Genomic DNA, 25,162 nt, shown 5'->3' with positions numbered 1-25,162 from the left:
GGCCTGACCCCTGGGTCCCCGGCACCTGACGGCTGCGGTGTCCCAGCCGTTCATGATTGTCGGGTGAGCCGGATACCGATGGTGCCCTTGAGGGATCGGGTTAGCGGGTGCCTCGGGTGTGCAGTTCGTCGAGGTGAGCGGCAACTGCGGGCGCGGCGGCCTGAGCGCAGGGCGTCGTGGGCCTTTTCGCACAGGGCGCGCAGATCGGGATCGACGAGCGCGCGGGCGGGGAAGGCGAGCCAGACCTGGTTTTCGGCGGCTCGTTCGGCGTCCATCGGGAGGAGCTCGTCCAGGACGCGGGCGGCGCGTTCGCCGGGGTCGCCGCCCGCGACCGTGCCGGTGAGAACGACGGTGGCGCTACGTCGCCGTGCCGGTTTCGTCGCCGGGCCGAGGGCCGAGGCGCTCCACGATGCGGGTGAGTTGCGCTGCGTAATGCCGGGCGAATTGGTCTTCTGAGACCTCGTCTCCGGCGACCGCGCGCATGACGGAGGAGTAGACGGCGGGGGCGCCGGCCGCCGCGACCAGTGCGAGCAGGAGGCAGGCGGGATCCAGGTCGGCGGCGATCTCGCCGTCGCGTTGTCGGCGTTCGAGATCGGCCAGCGCGTGACGCATCCCTTCACGTTCTTTCGCGTCGCCGCCCTGCAGGTTCTCCATGGCCAGGAGCCGGACGAAGTCCCTTCGCTCGTCGTCGAGGGGGACGTAATCGGCGACCACCTCGCCAAAGGGCTGGTCCGGCGCGGTGATCTGTGTCTCGGCCTGCAACCAGGTGGTGTGGATGGCGTCGTGGAGTCCCTGCTTCCCTCCGAAGTAGTAGGAGATCAGCTGGGTGTTCACACCGGCGCGGGCGGCGATGGCGGCGACCCTGGCTCCCTTGAACCCTGCGCGAGAGAACTCGGTGAGCGCGGCTCGCAGGATGAGGCGCTTGGTGCGTTCGGCGTCGCGCTGCCGCTGCCCGGGGGCGGGCTCTCGATGGCTCCTCACATGTTCACGATACAGGTGACACAATAAAATTTCTAAGTGACTCAATCACCTGTTTGTCATATAGTCGGCGCCATGACCGCACTCCGCGCACGTCACACCAGGCCACCGGCCCCGCTGCGGTGGTCCACCGGACTGACGATCATGGGTATCGCCTGCATCGCCGTCACCGCCGCGATCGGCCTGACTCGTGGCGGCGCCGGCCCTGAGACCATCGGCTGGTCCATGGCCGCCATGAGCCTGATCTTCTACGCCGTCATGGCGCGGAGCGGCCGGCAGTGGGGCCGCGTGATGCTCACCGTCACCGCGGTGCTGTGCCTGGGGAACGTGCTGCCGGGCGAACTGTCAGCTCACGGGACCGGCAGTCTTCCGGGCATGCTCACGCTGCTCGGCGCGGTGAGCTGTCTCGGCGCCTGCGGGCTGGTGTTCCTGCCGTCGGCCGGCAGGTGGGTACGGACCCGAAAGGACGAGGTGAGGGTCTTCTCGCCCCGCCTGCGCAAGGCCGTGCTGACCGTGCACGTCATCGTCGCGCTCACCTGGCTGGGCGTCATCACGACCATGAACGTCCTGGCGATCACCGCTGCCACCAGCACCGACCCCGGGACGATGCGCTCACTGATCACGGCCATGCTCCTCGTTGAGGAGGCCCTTCTCGGCGCGCCGGCCATGATCGCCGTGCTCAGCGGGATCACCCTGGCCTGTGGCACCCGATGGGGGCTGTTCCGGCACCGGTGGGTGGCCGCCAAGTTCCTCGTCATGGTCACCGCGATCCTCTCCGCCCCGTTCGCGAACCGGCCGGCGCTCCACGCCGCGCACGAGCGGGCCATCGAGGGGGCGCCGGTGAGCGAACTGCACGCGTCGCTGGTCACGGTCGCCCTGGTCTACCCGGTGATCCCGATCGCGACCTTTGCCGTCGCCGTGATCTCGGTGTTCAAGCCTTGGGGGATGACCCGGAGCGGCCGACGGCTCAGCACCGGTGACCGGCCCGGGGTCCCCCGGACGCCGGTGACCGTAACCGGCGTCTCGCAGCTCGCACAGGACGTGGTGTCGCTGCGGATGGCCGCCCGAGACGACCGGCCGCTGCCGGCGTGGGAACCAGGTGAGCACATCGACCTCGTGCTGCCGTCCGGGGCCGTCCGCCAGTACTCCCTGTCCGGTGACCCCGCCGACCGCTCCTCGTACCAGATCGCCGTCCTGCGGCAGACGGACGGCAACGGCGGTTCACTCGAAGCGCACCGGCTACGACCGGGAAACCAGGTGACCATCCGAGGGCCGCGTGCCAACTTCTCCCTCCACCAGGAGCCCGGCTACCTCTTCATCGCAGGCGGCATCGGCATCACCCCGCTGCTGCCGATGCTCGACACCGTCGCCCGTCGCGGTGCCTGGTGGCGGCTGGTCTACATCGGACGCACGCTTCCCGCGATGGCCTACGCCCACGACCTCGTCTCCACATACCCCGGCCACGTCCATCTCGTCCCCCGGGACGCCCAGCCACGGCCGGACCTCGACGCAGTCCTGCGCCAAGCCCCGCCCGGCGCCGGTGTCTACTGCTGCGGACCGGCCGGACTGATGGACGCCGTCGAGGCGCTCATGCCCATCGCCTGCCCGACCGGCAGCCTCCACACCGAGCGGTTCGCCGCGTCCGGCCGGCCGGACGACAAGGAGAACACGCCCTTCGACGTGGTCCTCCAGCGCAGCCGCCGGCAACTCCACGTGCCCGCCGACCGCACCCTGCTCGACACCCTCCGCGACGTCACCCCGACCCTTGACTCCTCCTGCGAGAACGGACTCTGCGGCTCCTGCCGAATGCGCATCCTGGACGGCGAACCCGATCATCGCGACGACATCCTCACCGGCAGCCAGCGCGACCGCCGCGACATCATCTATCCCTGCGTCTCCCGCGCCCACGGCCGGATCGTCCTGGACGCCTAAGTGTCCTCGCCCGTCACGCCGCACCGCCGGTGAGCGGGTCGCGGAGTACGGGGGACGCGGCACAGACCACGGCGCGCGGAAGGCCGACGGGCGCCGATGCCGCGTTGAACCGGTGGCACGCCGCCACCCGCGCGAAGGGTGCCCGCCGTCAGGCGAGGCGCGACAGCCGCTGACCCGGTCGCCGGTCATGGACGTGACGGCGCGCCGCCGGGGGTCGGGATTCGGCTGATTCACTATGGTTTCTGATCATGTCGCAGTGGAGTGGGCGGACGCAGACGTGTTTATGGGGGGCCGCGGTTGCGGTGAGTGCGGTACCGGCCACTGCCGGCCTGGTCGCCTCGCTGCTCGGGGTGAAGGCCAAGGGATACGCCGTGGACATTGCGTTTCCCCTTGATAAATGTGGCGGCTTGCTTCATCAGACGATTCCGGGGTATGTGCAGCTGAACGCCCGGCCGTACCTGCTCGTTGTTCCGGCGTTTCTCGTATGGCTGGTGACCAGGCGGCGTGCGGTGGGGTGGACGCTCGTCGCGATTCTGGGGCCGGTGGCCCTCGTCCAGCCGGTGTTGTTCGGGTACGACGTGGCGCGGTGGGGGCGGACGTGCGTGGATCTGTGGCTGCAGCTTTTCCCCGGCTGGCAAATCGCGTGGTGGACGTGGCACTTGGTCCTCGTGGGCTTGATCTTGGCGTCGGTTTACCGGCCGGGTGTGCGTGCGGTCCGCGTGGTCTCCGGGGCCCTTGCGATGGGGATGGTGCTCGGCGTCGCCGGCGACCAGGAACCGCCACGGGTGGTGATGGCGAGCCCGGACGACTGCGACAAGGGGCGGCCCGTACTTCCACAGGACTCCGGGACGTTGGTGCCGACGATGAAGCGGCTCTCAGAGCGTGAGAGGAGGCTCGCCTACATATGTTCGGTGCGCGGCTATCCGGAAAAGCGCCTGTTCAGGAGGTATCCGGCTCCGGAGCACCCGTTGTCCGACGCGGTCCTCCTCCATCAGGGACGGCGTGCCTGCCGTGGGGAGAATCCGTTGCCGCCTGCGGAACTGGGACGGCGTGGAGTTCACTGGCCGTCCTTTAAGGAAATGGCGTACCTGTGTCCGGAAACGGCTGCGATTCGGTTGCGGGAGCAGGAACGTAGGCGGGCGGCGCTCACGGCGGAGTATGAGCGTGAGCAGGCGAGAGCCAGAGCGTATTGCAAGCGGACTGAGCCGAAGGGGCCCGAACCGGTCACGGAGGCCAGTGAGGTCGCCTCGGGCGGCGAGAGCAGCAGCTATTTCGTCGGGGCCGGAGGCGGGGCCTTCCACGGGGACGGACTGGTCGAAGCGGCGGGCGGCTCGGCCACGGTGATCACGGGTACACAGGGGGACTTCTGCCTGACCGTCCGGGCCTATCGGAAGGCGCCGCCGCTCGCGCTTGAGGGCTGGGACCGGGTCGCCGAAGTCGGCTTCGAGAGTCCGGACGGACGGTCGACGGTCGGGTCGGTGTGGGGGCCGATGGAGATGCCGGTCGTCACCGTTGCGGGCCCGGGGCGGTATCGGCTCCGGGTGTACGTGCGGGGGCGGGACGAGCCTGAAACGTTCTCGCCGGAGATGCCCGCGGAGCGGCATCTGCTCGTCGTCTTCCCCGGCAGGTCGAAGGAGCGGAAGGTTTTCAAGAATGAGGAGGAGTGACCCTCGCGGTCAGGTCGCGTCGATGGTTTCGGGGGCGAGGATGCGGTCGAGGACCATCGCGGCGCAGCCGGTGAGGCCGGCGGTCTCGCCCAGGCGGCTGGGTTCGATGCGCAGGGTGCGGGTGGCGAGGGCCGTGGAGCGCTGGTAGACGACCTCGCGCAGGCCCGCGATCAGGGGTTCGTCCGCGCCGACCAGGTCGCCGCCGAGGACGACGACGGCGGGGTTGAGGAGGTTGACGGCGGTGGCGACGACCTCGCCGATGCGGCGTCCGGCATCGCGCAGGAGGGCGACGGTGGCGGGGTCGCCTGAGCGGGCCAGGGTCGCGAGGCCGGAAAGGGTCTCCGCGTCCGAGCGGGCCAGGAGGGCGGTGCCGCCGGCGATGGCCTCGACGCAGTTGACGTTGCCGCAGCGGCACGGGGCGTCCACGGCGGACGGGACGGGGACGTGGCCGATCTCGCCGGCGGCGCCGAGGGCCCCGCGCTGGATGCGGCCGCCGGCGATGAGGCCGGCGCCGATGCCGGTGGAGACCTTGACGAACAGGAGGTCGTCGACGCCGGGGTGCGCCTGGTGCTCGCCGAGGGCGGCGGCGTTGACCTCGTTGTCGAGGTAGGCGGGGACGCCGAAGCGGTCGGAGATCGGGGGGCCGATCTCGACGGCGTCCCAGCGTCCGGCGACGTGCTCGACGGCGTCGGGGACGCCGAGGCCGACGCCGCGGACGGTGGCGGCGTCGATGCCGGAGGACGCGAGGAGCGACGTCCAGTGGTCGAGGAGGCGGGGGAGCGTCTTGCCGGGGGACGCCTCGGCCGGCGGGCCGTCGGCGCGGGCGACGATCGTCCCGGCGAGGTCGCAGACGGCGAGCTGGCCGCGGGACTGCCCGAGGTTCGCGACGAGAACGGTCCCGCCGGCGGCGTTGAACTCCAGGCGGGCCGGGGGGCGTCCGCCGGTGGACGGGCCGTCGGCGCGTTCGGCGACGAGGCCGCGGGCGATGAGGCCGGCGACGCGGGACGCCACCGCGGGACGGGACAGCCCGGTGATGCGGCCCAGTTCGGTGCGGGTGGCGACGCCGTCCTCGCGGATCAGGCGCAGCATGTCGCCGCTCGTGGACGGGCGGGTGACGGGGCGCGGCATCCGGCCAGTCAAGCACGGCCCTGTTCGGTACGTCCAGTTAGTGGAAGATACCGACTTTGGTAAGGGAAAGTTCATAAGTCGGGTTGTGCTGGTTACGTATGTCTCGGTAGCTTGATGATCCGGAGAACCCCTGCTCTGGAGCGTCCTATGGCTGTGCATCCCGTCCTGGCGGAAGTGACCCGGCGCGTCGCCGAGCGGAGCGCCGGCCGGCGCGGCGCGTACTTGCGGCGGATCCGGGACGCCCGGACGGAGGGCCCGGTGCGCGGCGGCATGGGGTGCGCGAACCTGGCCCACGGCTTCGCGGCCTGCGGCGTCCAGGACAAGCTGTGGCTCAGGGGCGACGTCACCCCCAACATCGCGATCGTGTCCGCGTACAACGACATGCTGTCGGCGCACCAGCCGCTCCAGGACTATCCCGATCTGCTCAAGGCCGCGATCCGGTCGGCGGGCGGGACGGCGCAGTTCGCCGGGGGAGTGCCCGCGATGTGCGACGGCATCACGCAGGGACGCGCCGGCATGGAGCTGTCGCTGTTCAGCCGGGACGTGGTGGCGATGGCGACGGCGGTGGCGCTGTCGCACGACATGTTCGACGGTGCGCTGCTGCTCGGCGTCTGCGACAAGATCGTCCCGGGGCTGGTGATCGGGGCGCTGTCGTTCGGGCATCTGCCGGTCGTCCTGGTGCCGGCGGGGCCGATGGCGTCGGGGCTGCCGAACGGGGAGAAGGCGAAGGTGCGCAAGCGGTTCGCGGCGGGGGAGGCAGGGCGCGAGGAGCTGCTCGCTGCGGAGGCCGCGTCCTACCACTCGCCCGGCACGTGCACCTTCTACGGGACGGCGAACTCCAACCAGCTCCTCATGGAGGTCATGGGCCTGCACCTGCCGGGGGCCAGCTTCGTCCCGCCGGGCACGAAGCTGAGGGACGCCCTGACCGAGGCGGCTGGACGGCGCGTCCTGCAGCTCACCGACCTGGGCGACCACTACACGCCCGTCGGTGAGCTGCTGGACGAGCGCGCGTTCGTGAACGGCATCGTCGCGCTGCTGGCGACGGGCGGGTCCACGAACCACACGCTGCACCTGGTCGCGATGGCCGCGGCGGCGGGCATCGAGCTGACCTGGGACGACTTCGACGAGCTGTCCAAGGTCACGCCGCTGCTCACCCGCCTCTACCCGAACGGGTCCGCCGACGTGAACCACTTCCACGCGGCCGGCGGCACCGCGTTCCTCATCGGCGAGCTGATCGACTCCGGGCTGCTGCACGAGGACGCCCGGACGGTCGGGGGCGACACCCTCGCCGACTACCGGCGCGTCCCGGAGTTCGCCGGCGGCGGGGCCGAGTGGCGGGACGCGGTCGCGGAGTCGGGCGACACGAGCGTCCTGCGTCCCGTGGCCGAGCCGTTCGACACGCACGGCGGCCTGCACACCGTGCGCGGCAATCTGGGGCGGGCCGTCGTCAAGGTGTCCGCGGTCAGGCCCGAGCACCGCACGATCGAGGCCCCGGCGCGGGTGTTCGACTCGCAGGAGCGGCTCCAGGAGGCGTTCGCCGCCGGGGAACTCGACCGGGACGTGGTGGCGGTCGTCCGCAATCAGGGGCCGCGCGCCAACGGGATGCCGGAGCTGCACCGGCTCACCCCGCCGCTGTCGGTCCTGCAGGACCGGGGGCACCGCGTCGCGCTGGTCACGGACGGTCGCATGTCGGGCGCCTCGGGGGCGGTGCCCGCCGCGATCCACGTGTCGCCGGAGGCCGCGGCGGGTGGGCCGCTCGCCCGCGTCCGCGACGGCGACGTCGTCCGGCTCGACGCGGACGCGGGGGTGCTGGAGGTCCTCGTCCCGGACGAGGAGTTCGCCGCCCGCGAGCCCGCGGCCGGGAACGCCGAGCAGGCGTGGGGCGCCGGCCGGGAGCTGTTCCAGGCGTTCCGGCACGCGGTGGGCCCGGCCGAGCGAGGCGCCGGAGTCTTCGCGTGAGCGGCGCGAACCGGGGGGCGTGGGGGGTCGCCCCCTCACAGGAGGCCGGCGTGAGCGGCGGGGCGGCGCCGGCGGCCGCGCCGTGGCTGGTCGCGGACGTCGGCGGCACGAACGCCCGGTTCGCGCTGGTGGACGGCCCGGACGGCGACCCGTACCGCGTCCACTCGCTGCCCACGCGCGACCATGCCGGGCTCGCCGAGGCGGCGGCCGCCTACCTGGAGCGCCATGCCCAAGACGTCCGGCCGTCCGCGGCGTGCCTGGCGGTGGCGGGGCCCGTCACGGGCGGGACGTTCCACCTGACCAACGCGGGCTGGCCGAAGGGCACACCCGAGGAGGTCCGCGCCCATCTCGGCCTGCCCCGCCTGGACGTCATCAACGACTTCGAGGCCCTCGCCCTCGCGCTTCCGCGCCTGCGCGAGGACGACCTGATCCCCATCGGGAAGGACCGCCCGCCCGCCGGCGGGACCCTCGCGGTGGTCGGCCCCGGGACGGGGCTGGGCGTGGCGGGTCTCGTCCCCACGCCGTCCGGGTGGGTGCCGCTGCCCGGCGAGGGCGGCCAGGTCGACGTCCCGGCCGCGACGGACCGCGAGATCGAGGTCGCGCGGCTGCTGCGCGCCGAGCGCGGTTCCGCGACCGCCGAGCTCCTGCTGTCCGGGGGCGGGCTGGCCCGCATCCACCGCTACCTCGCGGCGATCGACGGTGCACCGGCCGAGCCGCTCACCGCCCAGCAGATCTCCGAGCGCCGCGACGACCCGGTCTGCCGCGAGGCCCTGCACATGTTCTGCGCGCTGCTCGGGTCGCTCGCCGGGAACGTCGCGCTGACGCTCGGCACCCGGGGCGGCGTCTACCTCGGCGGAGGCATCCTGCCGCGGATCGTGGACGTCCTGCGCGACAGCGCGTTCCGTGCCCGCTTCGAGGGGAAGCCCCCCGTCGAGGACTACCTGCGCGGCATTCCCACCGCGCTCATCGTTCACCCCGGCCCGGCCCTGGTCGGCGCCACCCTGCACATCGCGCAGAGCCTGCCCGACCCGGACTCCCTGGAGCTCGCATGATCGCCGAAGACCTGTTCGACCTCGCGCCCGTGATCCCCGTCGTGGTGCTGGACGACGCCGGCGCGGCCGTCCCGATGGCCCGTGCGCTCGTCGAGGGCGGGCTTCCCGCGATCGAGGTGACGCTCCGCACGCCCGCCGCGCTGGAGGCGATCGAGCGGATCGCCGCCGAGGTCCCGGACGCGGTGGTCGGCGCGGGAACCGTCGTCCGCCCCGAGGACGCCGAGCGGTCCGCGGCCGCCGGGGCGCGCTTCCTGGTCAGCCCCGGATGCACGCCCCGCCTCCAGGCCGCGATGGTCGCGACCGGGCTGCCGTTCCTGCCGGGCGTCGCGACCGCGTCCGAGGCCATGGCGCTGCTGGAGGACGGGATCACCGCGATGAAATTCTTCCCCGCCGAGGCGGCGGGCGGCGCCGCCTTCCTGAAGGCGCTCGGCGGGCCGCTGCCGGGGATCCGGTTCTGCCCGACCGGCGGGGTCAGCCCGAGGAACGCCGCCGACTACCTCGCGCTCGGCAACGTCGGCTGCGTCGGCGGGTCCTGGCTGACCCCGGCGAACGTCGTCCGCGCCGGCGACTGGGACCGCGTCCGCAAGCTCGCCTCCGAGGCGGCGGCGCTGCGCGACGCCTGATGTCACATCCGGCGGCGGTGTCCCGTCTCCCGGACATGACCGTTACATCGACGCTTGAGAGCCTGCGAACCCAGCGGACGATCCTGCTGACGTCCTACCGCAAGGACGGGAGGCCGGTCGGGACGCCCGTCAACGTGGTCGTCCAGGGCGGCCACGCCTACTTCCGCACCTACGACCAGGCGGTGAAGACGAAGCGGCTGGCGCGCAACCCGGAGGTGGAGATCGCGCCGAGCACGTTCCGCGGGGAGGTCACCGGAGCGGCGTCGCGCGGCCGCGCCCGGCTGCTCACCGAGGAGGAGTCGAAGCCGATCCGCAGGCTGCTGGCCCGCAAGCACCCGTTCCTCCAGGGGTTCGCGGTGCCGCTGTTCCACCGGCTGAAGCGCTTCCGGACGCTCCACTACGAGATCACCCTCGATCAGGACTGAGCGCCGCGAGCGGGACCGGAGGCGCAGTGCGGGCACGGGCCCGCGGTGAGGGGCGTGCCGCCCGCGTACGGGACGAGGTCCATCCGGAGCCGCCCGCAGGCGCAGCGGGTCCAGACGACGACGCCGTCACTGGTGAGGTGCCGGGAAAGTGTTGTGTTCTGCTGATTCATGACACCAGTCTGCGTCCGGCCGAACGTTGCCGTCCATTTCATGTTTCCGCATGGGATCGTGCAAAATGGTTACATGATGGATCTGCGGCGGCTGCACATGCTCCGGCTCGTCCACCAGTACGGGACGGTCACGTCCGCGGCGGAGGCGCTGCACCTCACGCCGTCGGCGGTGTCCCACCAGCTGCGCGAACTGGCGCGGGAGCTGAAGGTGCCGCTGCTGGAGCCGCAGGGCCGCAAGGTGAAGCTGACCCCGGCGGCGTACCTGCTGATCGAGCACGCCGACGGCTTGCTCGCCAAGTGGGAGGAGACCCTCGCCGACCTCGAGTCGCACCGGGCCGGGGCCGCCGGGCCGCTGCGCATGTGCGGGTTCACCACGGCCGTCGGCGGGCTCGTCGCCCCGGCCGCCGGGGCCCTCCAGCGCGCCGACCCGGACCTCGCGATCGAGATCCGCGAATGCGACACCGACGTGGCCGTGGGCCTGCTCGCCGCCGGCGAGACCGACATCGCGGTCATCGAGCCGACCCCGGAGGCGCCGCCGCCCGGCGACCCGCGCTTCGACCGGGAACCGCTGCTGGAGGAGGCCCTCGACCTCATCGTCCCGGCCGGGCACCCGTTCGCCCGGCGCGGCGGCGTCCGGCTGGAGGACGCGGCGGGCGAGGCGTGGATCAGCGTCCAGCCCGAGGGCTGCGCCCACCACCAGCAGGTCATGGCCTACTGCGCCGCCGCCGGGTTCACGCCCCGGATCGCGCACAACGCCACCACCTGGTCGGTGATCTGGGCGCTGGTCGGCAACGGCCTCGGGGTGTCCCTCGTGCCGCGGCTGGCGGGCGGGCCCGCCGACCAGGAGGTGGTCCGGGTCCCGCTGACCGGTGACGGCGTCCCGAGGCGGCGCGTGCTGACCTGCGTGCGGCGCGGCAGCCGCGGCAACCCGCTGATCGCCCGCGGCCTGCGCGCACTCCACGACGCCGTCCCCGACCGCTGCGCCCGCATGCCCGCCGCCTGAACCCGGCACCGCCGGTGGGACCCGCCTACTCCGTCGCGATCGCTTCGAGGACGTTCATGCGGGCGGCGCGGCGGGCGGGCCACACGGCGGCGACGACGCCGATCACGGCCGCCGCCGCCACGCACACCGCCAGCCGCCCGTAGGGGATCGCGAGGACCTCCATGCCGCCGTCGCCGTCCGCCATCACGCGCTGCAGGACGATCCCGAGGACGACGCCCGTCCCGACACCGAGCACCGCGCCGAACAGCGAGACGGCGACGGCCTCGTAGCGGATCATCCGGCGGAGCCGGCGGCGCTGCATGCCGATGGCGCGGAGCAGGCCGATCTCCCGCGTCCGCTCGGTGACGGCGAGCGCGAGCGTGTTGACGATGCCCAGCGCCGCGACGAGGACCGACAGCACCAGCAGGCCGAGCACGAGGTTGAGAAACAGCCCGATGTCTCCGGCGGCCTCGTCCTTGATCTGGGCGCGGTCTTTCAGCTCCAGGTTCGGCCACGGGGCGAGCGCCGCCTCCAGCGCGCCCCGGCCCGCGGACCCGGCGTTGATCTCGATGCGGTCGATCGGGGCGTCCGGGACGTGGGTCCGGTAGCCGGCCCAGTCGATGATCATGGTGGGGGCGGACGGGGTGACCGACGGCCGGTCGGCGTAGATCCCGGCTATCCGGAACGTACGCTTCGTCCCATCCTGGTACTGGCCGGGGATCGTCGTCCCGACCTTCCAGCCCTGTGGCTTCGCGACGCTGCGGCCGACGAGCAGCGCGTCCCCGCGCACGGCGGCGGACCCTTCCTGGAGCGGCAGCCGGAAATGGCCGAGCAGCTCACCGGGCTCGCCCGCCGCGGCCGTCCGCACGGAACCGTCCAGCTCGAACCGCGCCGTGCGGATCGGGATCACCGACCGCACGCCCTCCACCCGCGCCACCGCATCGGCCGCCTCCGCGCCGACCGGCGTGATCTGGCTGCGCCCGGTGACCCGGTAGTCGGCGGTAAGGCCCGCGCCGAGCTGCCGGTCCACCGACGCCGCCATCGACTGGACGAGCACCGACACGGTCGCGATCAGCGCGAGGCCGATCGTCAGCGCCGACGCCGTCGCCGCCGTCTGCCTCGGGTCGCGCAGCGCGTTGCGCCCGCCCATCCGGCCCGCGCTCCCGCCGAACCGCGTGAACGGCCAGGCCAGGAACCGGATCGCGGGCCGGCTGAGCACCGGCGACACCACGATCACCCCGGCGAACAGCGCCATCGCCCCCGCACCGGCCAGGGTCAGCGCCGTCCTCCCCTCGGACGCGAACCCGGCCGCGACCAGCCCCGCGCCCACCGCGAGCGCCGCGACGCCGCACCTCGCCCGGCCGCGCAGCGGACGCGGCGGCGCCGCCGCCTCGCGCAGAGCGGCGACGGGCGGGATCCGCGACGCGCGCCGCGCCGGGACGAACGCGGCGGCCAGCGTGACCAGCGTCCCCACCGCGTAGGACGCGATCACCGCCGAGGCGGGCACGACCAGCGTCCCGAACGGCAGCTCCTCCCCGCCCGTGACGACCGTCATCAGCCGGGCCAGCCCCGCCGCGACGCCCGCGCCCGCCACCAGGCCCAGCGTGGAGCCCGCCACCCCGACCCCGGCCGCCTCGCCGAGCACCGACCGCGTCACCTGCCCGCGCGACGCCCCGACCGCGCGCAGCAGCGCCAGCTCCCGGACCCGCCCGCTCACCAGCATCGCGAACGTGTTGAAGATGATGAACGAGCCGACGAACACCGCGATCACGGCGAAGAGCAGCAGGAACGTCCGCATCACGGTGAGGACCGTCTTCAGCTGCCCGGCCTGCTCGTCGACGGCCGCGCGGCCGGTGATCGCCTCGACGCCGGCCGGGAGCGCCGCGGCGACCGCGTCCCGCAGCCGCTCCTGCGAGACGCCGTCGTCGGCGTGCACGACGATCCGCGCGTAGGTCCCCGGATCATCGGACAGCAGCCGCCGCGCGGTGCCGGGCGCGAACGCCGTCATCGAGAGCTGATCGCTCAACGCGGAGTCGCCGACCTCGAACAGGCCGACGAGCCGGAACATGCGCGTGCCCGATGACAGCGCCACGGTGACCCGGTCGCCGATCCGGTAACCCGCGTCGCGGGCGGTCGTGACGTCGACGGCGATCTCGTCCGGCGCGGCGGGCGGCGTCCCCGACGTGAGCCGGGGGAGCGACAGGTCCGGGTCGCCGTCCCACGCCACGCCCGTCTGCGGCTCCGCCCCGGCGATCCGGCCGCGCCGGTCCACGACGGCGGCGAACCCGGTGACGACGCCATGCGCCTTGGCGACACCGTCCACGCGCCGCACGGTCTCCAGCACCGGCGCCGGGACGGGACGTTCCGGCGCCCGCTCGCCGAGCCCCGCCTCGAACGCCCGCTCGGTCCGGACGACGACGTCCGTGCCGCGCCCCAGATCGTCGAAGGCGCGGTCGAACGAGCGGTCCAGCGTGGCGCAGAACATCAGCGTCCCGGCGACGAACGCGACACCGGCCACGACCGCGACCATCGACAGCAGCAGGCGGGCGCGGTGCGCGACCAGGCCCCGGAGCACGAGTTTGAGCATGCCGCCGATTCCAGCCGGGCGGGGCGGCCCGGCGGCAGCGCGGATCGTCGCGTCCGGCCCCTACGGACGGGCCCCGCGACGCGACTTTCGTAGGGGTGGCAGGCCCCGCCGGGGTGCGTACGGTAATGGGATGAGCGAAGCGAAGCGGGGGGTGCGGGGGGTCGTCCTCCCACAGGGAACGGGCGTGCGCATGCCTTCGCCGCGTCCCCTCCTCGCGCGGCTCCTCCCACCGGGACGGCCCCGTGACCGGGTCGCCGACGCCGTCGTCGTGCTGTGCGGCGCGGCCCAGAGCTGGTGGACGGCCGCGGGCCCGGACACGATGATCCGCTGGCACGGCGGCGTGCTGCCGGTGCTGTTCCTGGTGCCCGCGTTCGCCCTGGTGCTCCGGCGCCGCGCGCCCATGACGGTCGCGTGGATCACCGCCGGGCTCGCCGTGCTCGTGTGGCTGGTGGAGCTGGCCGCGCCGGGGACGCTGCTGCGGGTGGACGCCGACCGGACCGTCGAACCGGCGATCTGGTGGCCGCCTACCGCGCCGCTGGCCGCGTACGCGGTGATGGCGTTCCCCCGCGAGGGGGCCCGCCCCGTCTGGGTCCGCTGGCTGCCGGTCGCCGCGCTGCTCGTCGCGATCGGCTGCCTGGACGACGTCCTCCCCGAGTCGGCGCTGCGGAGCATCGTCGCCCAGGACACCGGAAGCGTCGAAGGGATCGTCTTCCGCAGCATGGCCGTCGTGATCGGCGGGGCGCTGCTCGGCATGTACGCCGCCGCGCGCCGCCGTGTCGTGCAGGCCCTCACCGAACGGGCCGAACGGGCCGAGCGTGAGCGGCACCTGCTCGCCGAGCGGGCCCGCGCGGAGGAACGCGCCCGGCTCGCCGCCGAGATGCACGACGTCGTCGCGCACCGGGTGACGCTGATGGTGCTGCAGGCTGGGGCGCTGCGCGTGCGGGCGCCGGACGAGCCGACCCGCACGGCCGCCGAGGAGCTGCGCGGCACCGGCTGCCAGGCCCTCGAAGAACTCCGCGACGTCATCGGCCTCCTGCGCCGCGACCCCGAGGAGACGTCCGGGCCGGCCGCCGAGCCGCTGCCGGACTTGTCCGCGCTGGTCGCCGAGTCCGCCGCGGTGGGCGTCCCGGTCGAGCTGGCCGAGCACGGCGACCCGCCGCCCGCCTCACCCGCCGTGGGACGCACCGCCTACCGGGTCGTGCAGGAGGCGCTGACCAACGCGCGCAAGCACGCGCCGGGCGCCGCCGTCCGCGTGGAGGTCCGCTACCGGGCCGACGGCGTGGCGCTGACCGTGCGCAACGCGGCCGCGTCCCGCGAGCCGGACGCCGCACTGGCGGCCAGCGGGTCCGGGACGGGCCTCGACGGCCTCCGCGAACGCGTCGAGCTGATCGGCGGGACGTTCACGGCGGGCCCGTCCGCGGGCGGCTTCCGCGTCGAGGCGTCGCTGCCCGCCTACCTGCCCGTCGCCGCGCCCGAACAGGGGCTCGTCCCTTGATCACGGTGCTGCTGGTGGACGACGAGCCGATGGTGTGCGCGCATCTGCGCACCATCCTCGGCGCCGCCGACGACATCGAGGTGGTCGGGGAGGCCCGCGACGGGGCCGCCGGCGTCGAGGCCGTCGTCCGGTACCGGCCGCACGTGGTCCTCATGGACCTGCGGATGCCGGGCGTGGACGGCCTCGCCGCCACCGAGCGGATCACCGCGCTGCGCTCCCCGCCCGTCGTCGTCGCGCTGACGACGTTCGACGCCGACGAGTACGTCATCCGGGCTCTGCGGGCCGGCGCGGCGGGCTTCCTGCTGAAGTCGACGCCTCCGGAGGACCTGGTGAAGCTGGTCCGGGTCGCCGCCGACGGGCACACCGTGATGTCGGCCGCCGCGACCATGCGGCTGCTCGGCACGGCCGAGACCCGCGCGTCCGGCCGCGACCGCGTCCGCGCGCTCGTCGGCGGCCTCACCGAGCGGGAGACGCAGGTGCTGGCCTGCCTCGGTGAGGGCCTGTCCAACGCGCGGATCGCGGGACGCCTCCACCTCAGCGAGGCCACCGTCAAGGGCCACGTCTCCCGCCTCCTCGACAAGCTCGGCTGCGCCAACCGCACCCAGGCCGGCCTCCTGGCCCGCGACGCGGGCCTACGTTGACCTGCGGGAGCGGCGTACGCCGAACGCCAGCAGGACCGCGCGGACGACCCAGACGGCCAGCGCGATCTGCAGGACCGCGAAGAGCCCCGCACCCGGCCCGGCCGTGAACGCCAGCACGAGGAACACCCCGAGCAGCAGCGGGAACGCCGGGAACGGCCCGTGCCGGTGACGGCCCCGCGCCATGTGCCGGTCGTGGCCGTGGCCCATGTGCCGGGCGTGATGCCGCCACGCGGGATTCATCGGGCCGCCGAACATCACCGCCGCGCCCGGCCCCCACGGGACGGCCGCCGGCGCCTGCTTCTCCGGTTCCGGCAGGCCGGTCGGGGCGGGCAGGTCGCGGACGAGCGGACGCAGGTCGCCGTGCGTCTTGGCGGACAGCACGGCGTCCATGCGCTCGTCCAGCTCGCCGCGGTCGAGCCGTCCCGCCGCGAAGTGGTCGTGCAGGGCGACCATGACCGCGTCCCGTTCGGCGTCGCCGATGCGCATTTCGTCGCGTGTCATGGTCACTCCCGCTCGGCCGTCGGGCCCGCGTCGCCGGTGTCGTCGTCGGCGTCCGCGCCGTCGATGTCGTCGGCCAGGATGCGGTAGAGGTCGCGCCGCGCGCCCGACAGGACGTCCTTGGCCTGCGCGACCTGCTCCGCCGACCCGGAGTGGACGATCTGCATCACCGCGGCCCCGGTCTGCGCGGCCTGCTTGAACAGCTCGGGGACGCCCTCGCCGTACTCGGGCGTCATCTCCGCCCACGGCTCGGCCAGCCGGGCGGCGTTCTCCTCGACGTGGGCGCGGCCCTCGTCGGTGAGGTGGAAGGACCGGCGCCCGCCCTCCTCCTCGCCCGCGATCAGGCCCTCGTCCGCGAGCTGCTGCAGCGCCGGGTACACCGCGCCGGGGCTCGGCTTCCACGCGCCGCCGCTGCGCTCGTTGATCTCCTGGATGATCTGGTAGCCGTTGCGCGGCTCCTCGGCGAGCAGGACGAGGATCGCCGCGCGGACGTTCCCCTTGCGCGCCTTGGGTCCCCGGCCCCAGGGCCCGCCGCGCCCGCGCGCCCATGGGGGACGCGGTCCGGGGCCGAAGCCGCCGGGCGGGCCCCACGGTCCGGGACCGGGACCGCCGCCGAACAGCCAGCCGAGGTTCGGGAAGTCGCCGCGTCCCCAGGGGCCGCCGTGCGCATGCCTGTGTCCCATGTTCTACACCACCTTCTGAGACCACTCTTTGATCTCTCGCGATACACCAACGATATATCGAAGACGTACGGAAGGGCCAGATTGTTCCCGGGTAACATGCCGTTTCCCGAGCGGTGATCCGGACGTGGTCTCCGTTTCGGGCCGCCACCGTCTGATCGCGGGAATCTTGGGTAATCAGGCGTATGGGGAGGACGATGGGCACACAGGAAGCGGTGACCGTGCGGGACACGGTGCTCGCGAAGGGCGCGGCGAGCCGGCGGCGGCTGAGCGTCCGCCGGGAACTGCTGCTCGGGCTGGCGCTGTTCGGCGTGTACGTCCTGGTGGCGAGCCTCCCCCAGCAGGCCAGGATCGGGTCGGCGCGCGAGCACGGCGAGGCGATCTACAACCTCGAGAAGGCCCTGCACATCGACATCGAGCTGTCCCTCAACCGATGGCTCGCCGACCAGGGCATCGTGCGGGTGCTCGCGAACTACGAGTACGCGATCACCTACATCGCCAGCGCGCTCGCCCTGCTGGCCTGGCTGTTCGTGCGCCACCCCGAGCGCTACCGGACGGCCCGCAACGCGTTCATCCTGATGAACCTCGCGGGCCTCAGCTGCTTCGTCCTGTATCCCGTCATGCCGCCGCGGCTCATGCCCGAACACGGGTACATCGACACCGTCTTCCTCGGCGGCACCTGGGGATCGTGGGGGTCGCCGCTGGTCGAGCACGCCGACCAGCTCGCGGCCGTCCCGTCGCTGCACATGGCCTGGACGATGTGGGTCGGCGTCGAGCTCGCCCGCGTGAAGGCGAAGCGCTGGGTGCAGGTGCTCAACGTCGTGCACGTCCTGGTGACCCTCTACGTCATCATGGCCACCGCGAACCACTTCCTGATGGACGCGTTCGCCGCCGTCCCGTTCGTCGCCGTGCCGGTGTACATCGCCGAGCGCATCTCTCGCCCCCCGGCCCCGAAGGTCGAGGGGCCGGACGCCTTCTTCATGGCGGTGGAGACGCCCGCCGCGCCCCAGCAGGCCGGCGGCGTGATCATGCTGGACACCTCGCGGGGCGACGTCGGCCGTGCCGACCTCGTCCGGGAGATCGGCAAGCGGCTGGACGGGCTGCCCCGGTTCCGGCAGCGGCTCGTCCGGCGGGGCCGCTGGCGCCGCCCCGTCTGGCGCGACCACGACCCGGTCGACTGGGAATGGCACGTCACCGAGCGGCACGTCGACGGCATGGCCGGGCTGCGCGCCGCCGTCGCCGAGATCCAGTCCGAGGCCCTGCCGCTGGACCGGCCGCCGTGGCGGATGGTCGTGCTGCAGGGCGCCGAGCCCGGCCGGACCGCCGTCGTGTACCTGATGCACCACGTGGTCGCCGACGGGGTCGGCATCGTGGCGCAGGCGGTGCACCTGATGGAGCCGCCGCCCGAGCCCGTCCCGATGCCGCCGCGCAGGCCGCTGCGCAAGGCGCTCGCCACCGTCATCGGGCTCGCGCAGCTCGCCACCGCCGTCACCCGCCCGGAGCGGCTGCCCGCAGCCGGCACGTCCGAGCGCCGGTACAGCACCATGCGCCTGCCGCTGGCGGCGGTCCGGGACGTCGGCCGCCGCCACGGCGCCCGCGTCACCGACGTCGTCCTCTGCGCGGTGGCGGGCGCCCTGAACCGGGTCGTCAGCGAGGACCCGCCGCACGGGCCGGGGCTGCCCGGCACGTGCCGCGTCGCGGTGCCGCTGATGATGCGGCCGCCGGGCAGCGCGATGGTCGGCAACCACACCACCGCCGTCATGGTGGACCTGCCGGTCGGCAAGATGTCCGAGACCGACCGGCTCGCCTTGATCGCCAAGCGCGGCCGGGTGCTGCGGTCCGGCACCAGGGCGCAGGCGGCGTGGTTCGTGATGTGGCAGGCGGGACGGCTGATGCCGGTGCCCCTGCACGCCCGCTTCGCCCGGATGTCCTACAGCGGCCGGTTCCTCCAGGGGACCGTTTCGAGCCTCCCGGCGACCGACCGGCCGCTGCGCCTGGCCGGCGCCCCGCTCACCGCCGTGTACCCGATCGTCCCCCTCGCGCCCGGCGCGCCGTTCGCGATCGCCGGTCTCGGCATCGACGGCGAGCTGTGCTTCGGCCTCTCACTCGACCCCGGGCTCACCGGCGACGCCGACGCGCTGATGACGGCCGTCCACGACGTGATCGAGGAACTGCGGGACGAGCCCGGGTGAAACGAACCGGACCGAGTCAGACCGGAGCGGGTCAGATACTGCGCACCGCGCGCAGCGACTCCTTCAGCGAACCCATCGTCGCGAACACGGCGGTGGGTTCGTAGCCGCAGTGCGCCATGCAGTTCGCGCACCGGTCGTCGCGCCCCCGCCCGTAGGCGTCCCAGTCGGTCGTCTCGACGAGTTCCCGGTAGGTGTCGACGTAGCCGTCGTCCATCAGGTAGCAGGGCCGCTGCCAGCCCTTCAGCGAGTACGACGGGATCGCCCACGCCGTGCACGGGAAGTCGGTCTTCCCTTCGAGGAAGTCCAGGAACAGCGGCGAGTGGTTGAACCGCCAGCGTTTGCGCCGGCCGTCCGCGAACGCCTTCCGGAACAGGTTCCGGGTCTCCTGGACGCCGAGGAAGTGGTCCTGGTCGGGCGCCTTCTCGTAGGCGTACGCGGGCGAGATCATCATCTGGTCGACGCGCAGGTCGTCGTTGAGGTAGTCGAGGACGTCGATGACGGTCTGCGGGGTGTCGGTGTTGAACACCGTCGTGTTCGTCGTGACCCGGAACCCGCGCTCCTTGCACATCCTGATCGCGTCCACCGCCTGGTCGAAGACGCCGTCCTTGCAGACGGACGCGTCGTGCCGCTCGCGCAGCCCGTCGATGTGCACCGCCCACGCGAAGTAGCGGGACGGCTCGAACTGCTCGATCTTCTTTGGGATGAGCGCCGCGTTCGTGCACAGGAACACGTACCGCTTCATCCCGACCAGCTCGGCGACCATCTCCCCGATGTGCGGATGCATCAGCGGCTCGCCGCCCGCGATCGACACCATCGGCGCGCCGCACTCGCGGATCGCCGCGACGGCCTGCTCGACCGGCATCCGCTGCTTCAGCACGTCCGCCGGGTGCTGGATCTTCCCGCAGCCCGCGCACGCCAGGTTGCACGCGTACAGCGGCTCCAGCTCGACCAGCAGCGGGAACTTCGACCGTCCCGCCAGCTTGTTGCGCAGCACGTACCCGCCGACCCGCAGGCTCTGGCGCAGTGGCATCGCCATGTCTCACACACCCTTCAGGTACCGGCCGAGCGCCGACAGCGGGAACACCAGGCGGTACAGGTGGTAGTTGATGTAGAAGTCGCCGGGGAAGCCGGTGCCGGTGAAGTGCTCCTCGTCCCACGTCCCGTCCGGCCGCTGGCGCTCGGCCAGCCACCGGATCCCGCGCTCGACGGACGGGCCGCGCTCACCGGCGGCGAGCAGCGCGATCAGCGCCCACGCGGTCTGCGACGGCGTCGAGGCGCCGTGCCCGACCCACGACCGGTCGCGGTAGGAGCGCAGGTCCTCGCCCCAGCCGCCGTCGTCGCGCTGGTGGCGCTCCAGCCAGCCCACCGCGTCCCGGATCACCGGCTTGCCCGGCCGGACGCCCGCGGCGATCAGCGCGGGCACGACGGCGCCCGTCCCGTACACGTGGTTGGCGCCCCACCGGCCGAACCAGGACCCGTCCGCCTCCTGCGCCTTCAGCAGCCACACCACGGTTCGCTTGACCAGCAGCGAGTCGGCCATGCCGCGATGCGCCATCGCCTCCACGACGTGCGCGGTGACGTCGGCGGACGGCGGGTCGATGACCTCCCCGAAGTCGCAGAACGGCAGCCTGCGGCACAGCGCGCGGGTGTTGTCGGCGTCGAACGCGCCGAACCCGCCGTCCCCGGACACCATCCCGGCCATCCAGCGGACGCCCCGCTCGATCGCCGGTTCGGCGCGCGGATGCCGGACGCGGTTCAGCGCGATGACCGCCTCGGCGGTGTCGTCGACGTCGGGGTAGCAGTCGTTGTCGAACTCGAACGCCCAGCCGCCCGGGGGCAGCCCGGGGCGCCGCACCGACCAGTCGCCGGGCCCCTTGACCTCCTCGCCGATCACCCAGTCCGCCGCCCGCTCCAGGGCCGGGTGCCCGGACGGCAGGCCGGCGTCGGCGAGCGCGTTCATGGCGAGGACGGTGTCCCAGACGGGGGACTGGCACGCCTCCAGCCGCCGTCCCTTCTCGTCGCGGATCGTGAACCGTTCGAGCCCGTCCAGGCCGCGCTGGATGACGGGGTGGTCGAGGCCGTAGCCGAGGAGGTTCAGCGCGAGCAGCGAGTACACCCAGGGCGGCTGGATCCCGCCCCACGACCCGTCGCGCTCCTGCCGCGCGATGATCCACTCGCCGGCGCGGCGCAGCGCGGCCCTCCGCAGCGCCTTCACGGGCCGCCGCTCGTACACGTGCAGGGCCTTGTCGAGCGTCCCGAACGCCTCGTCCCACCCGGGCAGGGCCCGCCTCCGGCGCCGCGGGACGTCGTAGTCGGGGGTCAGCTCGTCCAGCCCGAACGGCAACGGCCGGACGGGACGCAGCGCGCCCACCACCGACAGCGGGACGATCGTCTGCCGCGCCCAGCACGCCCAGTCGTACACGTTCAGCGGGAACCAGCGCGGCAGGTACATCATCTCGGGCGGCAGCACCGGCAGCTCGTCCCACGGCCACCGGCCGAACATCGCCAGCCAGAACCGCGTGAAGACGCGGGTCGCCGGGACGCCGCCCTCGCTGCGGACGTAGGCGGCGGCGCGGATCATGTGACCGGCGTCGGGCTGGTCCCCGGCGAGCCGCAGCGCCACGTACGCCTCGACGGTCGTGGACAGGTCGGGCGGGCCGTCGTGGAAGTTCGCCCAGGTGCCGTCCGCGGCCTGCTGCGACCGGATCCAGCGGGCCGCCTCGTAGGTGTCGCCGCCGGTGCGGATGCCGAGGAACTCGCGCAGCAGCAGGTCCTCGGCGTCCATCGTGACGTTGGTCTGCAGCTCGCCCTTCCACCACCCTTCAGGCGACTGGAGGAGCAGCAGATGCTCGCGTGCGGCGTCGAGGGCCTCGGCGGCCGTCCGGGTCTGCGCGGCCTCCGGCGGCCGCGGGGCCTCCGGCGATTGCGTCGCTGTCATCAGTGGTCCCGTCCGGTGACGAAGTCGGCGATGTGCAGGAAGTCGGCGCGGACGGGTTCGGGCAGCCGGGCCGTGACCAGATGCTCGGCGGCGCGCTGGATGCGGCTCTCGGCCTCCATCTCCGCCCAGGCGCGTCCACCGGCCGCCTCCACCATCGCGGCGGCCTCGGCCAGGTCGTCCTCGGACAGGCCGGGCCGCGCGTACAGCTCGGCGAGCCGCGCCGCCTCGGGCGCGTCGGCGCTCAGCGCCGCCACGACCGGCAGCGACATCTTGCGGGACCGCAGGTCCGACAGCGCGGGCTTGCCGGTGGCCGCCGGGTCGCCCCAGATGCCGAGCAGGTCGTCGGCGAGCTGGAACGCGATCCCGAGGTCGGCGCCGAACGCCTCCAGCGCGGAGCAGAGGGGCTCGGGCGCCCCGTCCAGGACGGCGCCGATCGAGCATGAGCACGCCAGCAGCGCCGCGGTCTTGTCGGACGCCATCGACATGCATTCGTCCAGGCCGATCCGCCGGTGGGTCTCCAGGTCCATGTCGAGCGCCTGGCCCGCGATGAGGCGGCGTGTGGCGGCCGCCAGCGTCCGCGCCGCCCGCGCCGTGCCCTGGCCCGGCGCCTCCAGCAGCACCTCGCCGGCGAGGGCGAGGAGCGCGTCACCGGCCAGGATCGCGGACGCCTCGCCGAACACCGTCCACGCGGCGGGGCGGTGCCTGCGCGTCCGGTCGCCGTCCATGATGTCGTCGTGCAGGAGCGAGAACGCGTGGGTCAGCTCGACCGCGACGGCGGCCGGCAGGGCGCTCTCCGGCGGCGCCACGGCGGCGCGGGCCGAAAGCAGCGCCAGCGCCGGGCGGAGCGCCTTGCCCGCCGGGGCCTTGCGGGGACGGCCCTCCTTGTCCGCCCAGCCGAGATGGTAGGCCGCGACGCGGTAGGTGCGCGGGTCGAGCCGGCCGACCGCGGCGCGCAGCGCGCCGTCGACGAGCTCACGGACATCGGTCATCGAGACCGGAACAGCGGTCATCGGTTCCTCACCCTCTCCAGGTGGCCGTCCAGGTGGCGGCGGGCCAGGCGGGCGGCGGTGAGGCCACTGCGCACTGCTCCCTCCATGGTGTCCGGCCAGCCCGTGTCGGTCCACGCGCCGGCCAGGAACAGGCCCGGCGCCCGCGTCGCCGCGCCGGGCCGGGCGCTCGCGCTGCCGGGACGCTGCCGGAACGTCGCCCGCCGCTCCCGCGTGACGAACAGGTCCACGACGGCGGCGCCCCGCGCGGCGGGCAGCAGCCGCCGCAGTTCGGGGACGAACCGGGCGCGCAGCTCGGCGGTCGGCATGTCGACCCACCGGTCGGCGGCCGACAGCGAGATCGCGAGGTACTGGCCCCGGCGGAGCCCGCTCACCGCCGTCCGGTCGAACACCCACTGGACGGGCGAGCCGACGGCGGCGGCGAACGGCTCGTGCATGACCTTCCGGTCGTAGACGACGTGCACGTTCACGATCGGGCTGGCGTCCAGCTCGGGCCAGCGCAGCGGGTCGGGCAGCGCCTGCGCGGGCAGCAGCCGCGCCGCCGCGTCGTGCGGCACCGCCATGATCACCGCGTCGGCGGCGACGGGGGCGCCGTCCACGACGACCTTCGGGTCGGTGGTGACCGCCTCGACCTTGGCCTTGAGGCGGACGGTCCCGCCCATCTCCGCGATCCGCCGCAGCGCCGGGCCGCCGTGCAGTTCCTCCAGCGGGACGCGCGGGAGCCCGATGTCGGCGGCGTCGGCGCGTCCGAACAGGGCGCGGCGGCACACCATCGCCGACAGGCCGAGCGCCGCGTCGTCGACCTCGGCGTTCAGCGCGGCCGTGATGAACAGCCCCCACAGCGCCTGCCGGGCCCACGGCCGCTGCCCCCGCTCGGCGAGCCACGCCCCCGCGGACACGGCGTCGAGCGCCGGGTCGGCGGGATCGAGCCGCCGGAGCCCGACCGACGCGCGGACGGCCCGGATCCGGTCGGCGGCCGACAGCGGCGAATACGCCGCCAGCGCGGGCAGCAGGTGCAGCGGGCTGGGCAGGTTCGACCGCCTCAGCCGCGCCGCCTCGCCGCCCGGCAGCAGGACGGGGACGTCGAACCGGTCCTGCGTCTCCACCAGGTGGTCGGCGCCCAGCCTGCGCAGCAGCCCCTGGTACGCCGAGCAGCACCGCAGGAAGACGTGCTGCCCGTTGTCGACGCACAGCTCGCCCCGCAGGAACGAATGCGTGGCGCCGCCCAGCCAGGGCCGGGACTCCACGAGCGTGACCGGCACACCCGACTCCTGCAGCGCGATCGCGGCGCTGATGCCCGCGAGCCCCCCGCCGACGATGACGACGCTCACCGCTCCACCCCCGACAGCGCGCGTGCCGCCACCACCGCCTTCTGCCACGTCGGCAGCGAGGCCCGGGTGTTCAGCGCGGCCGACGGACGCGCCGCGATGTTCTCCAGCAGCCGCCGGTAGATGCCCGCCATCGCCGCCGTGCAGGCGGCGCTGCGCCGGTCCAGCAGCGGCAGCAGCCGCAGCCCCTCGGCGTACCAGGCTCGCGCCCGCTCCGCCTGGAAGCCGACCAGCTCGTTCAGCCGCCACGGCGGGTCGACGAACATGCCGGACTCGTCCAGCTCCAGCGTGCAGCCGAACCGCTCCAGGTCCTCGGCGGGGATGTAGATCCGCCCGGCCATCCGGTCCTCGCGCATGTCCCGCAGGATGTTGGTGAGCTGCAGCGCGACGCCGAGCGAGTCCGCGAGGCCCTCGGCCCGCTGCCGCCCGTCCGAGCCGAACACCCCGAGCGACAGGCGCCCGACCGTCCCCGCGACCCGCTGGCAGTAGCGCAGCAGGTCGTCGAACGTGGCGTAGTCGGCGCCCCGCACGTCGGCCTCGCAGCCGTCGATCAGCTCGTCGAACGCGTCCAGCGGGATCGGGTAGCGGCCCGCCGCGTCCGCCAGCGCGGTCAGCACCGGATGCCCCTCCAGCGCGGCGACGTCGATGCGCCGCCGCAGCACGTCCTGCACGGTCGCCAGCCGCTGCCGCGAACGGTCGAGCAGGTCGAGCCGCACGCACGCCGGCTCCGGGCCGTCCCCGACGTCGTCGACGCCGCGCGCGAACGCGTAGATCGCGCTCATCGCCCGCCGCTTCGGGACGGGCATCAGCCGGATCCCGTAGGAGAAGTTGCGGGCCTCCTCACGCACCACCCGCTCACAGTGCCGATACGCCTCGAAAA

The 25,162-nt window shown here is 73.6% G+C and carries 22 protein-coding genes; 10 read left to right on the top strand and 12 right to left on the bottom strand.

The window, feature by feature from the left end:
- Nucleotides 1-50 precede the first annotated feature (50 nt).
- Nucleotides 51-434, bottom strand: a complete 384-nt coding sequence (locus tag AB0C35_RS25565) for a TetR family transcriptional regulator C-terminal domain-containing protein (protein ID WP_358460456.1) — start codon at nt 432-434, stop codon at nt 51-53.
- Nucleotides 358-981: a TetR family transcriptional regulator gene (locus AB0C35_RS25560; RefSeq protein ID WP_358460419.1), complete on the bottom strand. Its 624-nt coding sequence runs from the start codon at nt 979-981 to the stop codon at nt 358-360. The genes AB0C35_RS25565 and AB0C35_RS25560 overlap by 77 nt, the downstream gene beginning before the upstream one ends.
- 72 nt (nt 982-1,053) lie before the next feature.
- Between AB0C35_RS25560 and AB0C35_RS25555 the strand changes: the two genes are divergently transcribed.
- Nucleotides 1,054-2,910 carry a PDR/VanB family oxidoreductase gene (locus AB0C35_RS25555; RefSeq protein ID WP_358460416.1) on the top strand — a complete coding sequence of 619 codons (1,857 nt, stop codon included), beginning with the start codon at nt 1,054-1,056 and terminating at the stop codon, nt 2,908-2,910.
- A 248-nt stretch (nt 2,911-3,158) separates the two neighbouring features.
- Nucleotides 3,159-4,577, top strand: a complete 1,419-nt coding sequence (locus AB0C35_RS25550) for a hypothetical protein (RefSeq protein ID WP_358460413.1) — start codon at nt 3,159-3,161, stop codon at nt 4,575-4,577.
- Nucleotides 4,578-4,586: 9 nt separating this feature from the next.
- On the opposite strand, the gene AB0C35_RS25545 is transcribed toward AB0C35_RS25550, so the two are convergent.
- Nucleotides 4,587-5,705 carry an ROK family transcriptional regulator gene (locus AB0C35_RS25545; RefSeq protein ID WP_358460410.1) on the bottom strand — a complete coding sequence of 373 codons (1,119 nt, stop codon included), beginning with the start codon at nt 5,703-5,705 and terminating at the stop codon, nt 4,587-4,589.
- Nucleotides 5,706-5,852: 147 nt separating this feature from the next.
- On the opposite strand from AB0C35_RS25545, the gene edd reads away from it, so the two are divergent.
- Genes edd through AB0C35_RS25525 form a run of 4 tightly spaced genes read left to right on the top strand, consistent with a single transcriptional unit; the run spans nt 5,853 to nt 9,764 of the window.
- A complete protein-coding gene (gene edd / locus AB0C35_RS25540) occupies nt 5,853-7,664 on the top strand; it encodes a phosphogluconate dehydratase (RefSeq protein ID WP_358460408.1) in 1,812 nt (603 codons plus the stop codon).
- 50 nt (nt 7,665-7,714) lie between these two features.
- The gene (glk, locus tag AB0C35_RS25535) at nt 7,715-8,716 is read left to right on the top strand and encodes a glucokinase (RefSeq protein WP_358460405.1); all 1,002 of its coding nucleotides are present in this window, start codon (nt 7,715-7,717) and stop codon (nt 8,714-8,716) included.
- A complete protein-coding gene (eda, locus tag AB0C35_RS25530) occupies nt 8,713-9,339 on the top strand; it encodes a bifunctional 4-hydroxy-2-oxoglutarate aldolase/2-dehydro-3-deoxy-phosphogluconate aldolase (protein ID WP_358460402.1) in 627 nt (208 codons plus the stop codon). Before glk ends, eda begins: the two co-directional genes overlap by 4 nt.
- 35 nt (nt 9,340-9,374) lie before the next feature.
- The gene (locus tag AB0C35_RS25525; RefSeq protein ID WP_358460399.1) at nt 9,375-9,764 is read left to right on the top strand and encodes a PPOX class F420-dependent oxidoreductase; all 390 of its coding nucleotides are present in this window, start codon (nt 9,375-9,377) and stop codon (nt 9,762-9,764) included.
- On the opposite strand, the gene AB0C35_RS25520 is transcribed toward AB0C35_RS25525, so the two are convergent.
- Nucleotides 9,755-9,934 carry a hypothetical protein gene (locus tag AB0C35_RS25520; protein ID WP_358460396.1) on the bottom strand — a complete coding sequence of 60 codons (180 nt, stop codon included), beginning with the start codon at nt 9,932-9,934 and terminating at the stop codon, nt 9,755-9,757. The two genes, AB0C35_RS25525 and AB0C35_RS25520, sit on opposite strands and share 10 nt — an antisense overlap.
- Before the next feature lie 73 nt (nt 9,935-10,007).
- Between AB0C35_RS25520 and AB0C35_RS25515 the strand changes: the two genes are divergently transcribed.
- Complete coding sequence (locus AB0C35_RS25515; RefSeq protein ID WP_358460393.1) at nt 10,008-10,937, top strand: LysR family transcriptional regulator; 930 nt, start codon at nt 10,008-10,010, stop codon at nt 10,935-10,937.
- A gap of 25 nt (nt 10,938-10,962) precedes the next feature.
- On the opposite strand, the gene AB0C35_RS25510 is transcribed toward AB0C35_RS25515, so the two are convergent.
- Nucleotides 10,963-13,503, bottom strand: a complete 2,541-nt coding sequence (locus AB0C35_RS25510; RefSeq protein WP_358460390.1) for an FtsX-like permease family protein — start codon at nt 13,501-13,503, stop codon at nt 10,963-10,965.
- A gap of 130 nt (nt 13,504-13,633) precedes the next feature.
- Between AB0C35_RS25510 and AB0C35_RS25505 the strand changes: the two genes are divergently transcribed.
- A complete protein-coding gene (locus AB0C35_RS25505; RefSeq protein ID WP_358460387.1) occupies nt 13,634-14,998 on the top strand; it encodes a histidine kinase in 1,365 nt (454 codons plus the stop codon).
- Entirely contained in the window at nt 14,995-15,639 is a 645-nt protein-coding gene (locus AB0C35_RS25500; protein WP_358460384.1) for a response regulator transcription factor, read from the top strand. The genes AB0C35_RS25505 and AB0C35_RS25500 overlap by 4 nt, the downstream gene beginning before the upstream one ends.
- On the opposite strand, the gene AB0C35_RS25495 is transcribed toward AB0C35_RS25500, so the two are convergent.
- Entirely contained in the window at nt 15,631-16,140 is a 510-nt protein-coding gene (locus AB0C35_RS25495) for a DUF1707 domain-containing protein (protein ID WP_358460381.1), read from the bottom strand. The two genes, AB0C35_RS25500 and AB0C35_RS25495, sit on opposite strands and share 9 nt — an antisense overlap.
- A 2-nt stretch (nt 16,141-16,142) precedes the next feature.
- Entirely contained in the window at nt 16,143-16,820 is a 678-nt protein-coding gene (locus AB0C35_RS25490) for a PadR family transcriptional regulator (protein WP_358460378.1), read from the bottom strand.
- 194 nt (nt 16,821-17,014) lie between these two features.
- Between AB0C35_RS25490 and AB0C35_RS25485 the strand changes: the two genes are divergently transcribed.
- Nucleotides 17,015-19,009, top strand: coding sequence for a phosphatase PAP2 family protein (locus AB0C35_RS25485; RefSeq protein ID WP_358460375.1), 1,995 nt, complete (start codon nt 17,015-17,017; stop codon nt 19,007-19,009).
- 31 nt (nt 19,010-19,040) lie between these two features.
- Here AB0C35_RS25485 and hpnH read toward each other — a convergent pair whose 3' ends face one another.
- From hpnH to hpnD, 5 genes are read right to left on the bottom strand one after another with little or no spacing between them, the layout of a single operon-like run.
- On the bottom strand, nt 19,041-20,045 hold the full coding sequence (gene hpnH / locus AB0C35_RS25480) for an adenosyl-hopene transferase HpnH (RefSeq protein WP_358460372.1): 1,005 nt from the start codon (nt 20,043-20,045) through the stop codon (nt 19,041-19,043).
- A 3-nt stretch (nt 20,046-20,048) separates the two neighbouring features.
- Complete coding sequence (gene shc / locus AB0C35_RS25475; protein WP_358460369.1) at nt 20,049-21,947, bottom strand: squalene--hopene cyclase; 1,899 nt, start codon at nt 21,945-21,947, stop codon at nt 20,049-20,051.
- Nucleotides 21,947-22,957: a polyprenyl synthetase family protein gene (locus AB0C35_RS25470; protein ID WP_358460366.1), complete on the bottom strand. Its 1,011-nt coding sequence runs from the start codon at nt 22,955-22,957 to the stop codon at nt 21,947-21,949. The genes shc and AB0C35_RS25470 overlap by 1 nt, the downstream gene beginning before the upstream one ends.
- Complete coding sequence (hpnE, locus tag AB0C35_RS25465) at nt 22,954-24,285, bottom strand: hydroxysqualene dehydroxylase HpnE (protein WP_358460363.1); 1,332 nt, start codon at nt 24,283-24,285, stop codon at nt 22,954-22,956. Before hpnE ends, AB0C35_RS25470 begins: the two co-directional genes overlap by 4 nt.
- On the bottom strand, nt 24,282-25,133 hold the full coding sequence (gene hpnD / locus AB0C35_RS25460; RefSeq protein WP_358460360.1) for a presqualene diphosphate synthase HpnD: 852 nt from the start codon (nt 25,131-25,133) through the stop codon (nt 24,282-24,284). The genes hpnE and hpnD overlap by 4 nt, the downstream gene beginning before the upstream one ends.
- Between the last annotated feature and the right edge of the window lie 29 nt (nt 25,134-25,162).

Source organism: Spirillospora sp. NPDC048819 (genome assembly GCF_040650055.1).
GTDB lineage: Bacteria > Actinomycetota > Actinomycetes > Streptosporangiales > Streptosporangiaceae > Spirillospora.
This window is presented reverse-complemented; position numbering and strand designations above follow the sequence as displayed.

Bases quoted from the DNA above. Each gene is read 5' to 3' on its own strand.
- AB0C35_RS25555 (WP_358460416.1), top strand. From the start codon at position 1,054: ATGACCGCACTCCGCGCACGTCACACCAGGCCACCGGCCCCGCTGCGG.
- AB0C35_RS25550 (WP_358460413.1), top strand. From the start codon at position 3,159: ATGTCGCAGTGGAGTGGGCGGACGCAGACGTGTTTATGGGGGGCCGCG.
- AB0C35_RS25545 (WP_358460410.1), bottom strand. From the start codon at position 5,705: ATGCCGCGCCCCGTCACCCGCCCGTCCACGAGCGGCGACATGCTGCGC.
- edd (WP_358460408.1), top strand. From the start codon at position 5,853: ATGGCTGTGCATCCCGTCCTGGCGGAAGTGACCCGGCGCGTCGCCGAG.
- eda (WP_358460402.1), top strand. From the start codon at position 8,713: ATGATCGCCGAAGACCTGTTCGACCTCGCGCCCGTGATCCCCGTCGTG.
- AB0C35_RS25525 (WP_358460399.1), top strand. From the start codon at position 9,375: ATGACCGTTACATCGACGCTTGAGAGCCTGCGAACCCAGCGGACGATC.
- AB0C35_RS25520 (WP_358460396.1), bottom strand. From the start codon at position 9,934: ATGAATCAGCAGAACACAACACTTTCCCGGCACCTCACCAGTGACGGC.
- AB0C35_RS25515 (WP_358460393.1), top strand. From the start codon at position 10,008: ATGATGGATCTGCGGCGGCTGCACATGCTCCGGCTCGTCCACCAGTAC.
- AB0C35_RS25510 (WP_358460390.1), bottom strand. From the start codon at position 13,503: ATGCTCAAACTCGTGCTCCGGGGCCTGGTCGCGCACCGCGCCCGCCTG.
- AB0C35_RS25505 (WP_358460387.1), top strand. From the start codon at position 13,634: ATGAGCGAAGCGAAGCGGGGGGTGCGGGGGGTCGTCCTCCCACAGGGA.
- AB0C35_RS25495 (WP_358460381.1), bottom strand. From the start codon at position 16,140: ATGACACGCGACGAAATGCGCATCGGCGACGCCGAACGGGACGCGGTC.
- AB0C35_RS25490 (WP_358460378.1), bottom strand. From the start codon at position 16,820: ATGGGACACAGGCATGCGCACGGCGGCCCCTGGGGACGCGGCGACTTC.
- AB0C35_RS25485 (WP_358460375.1), top strand. From the start codon at position 17,015: ATGGGCACACAGGAAGCGGTGACCGTGCGGGACACGGTGCTCGCGAAG.
- hpnH (WP_358460372.1), bottom strand. From the start codon at position 20,045: ATGGCGATGCCACTGCGCCAGAGCCTGCGGGTCGGCGGGTACGTGCTG.
- shc (WP_358460369.1), bottom strand. From the start codon at position 21,947: ATGACAGCGACGCAATCGCCGGAGGCCCCGCGGCCGCCGGAGGCCGCG.
- AB0C35_RS25470 (WP_358460366.1), bottom strand. From the start codon at position 22,957: ATGACCGCTGTTCCGGTCTCGATGACCGATGTCCGTGAGCTCGTCGAC.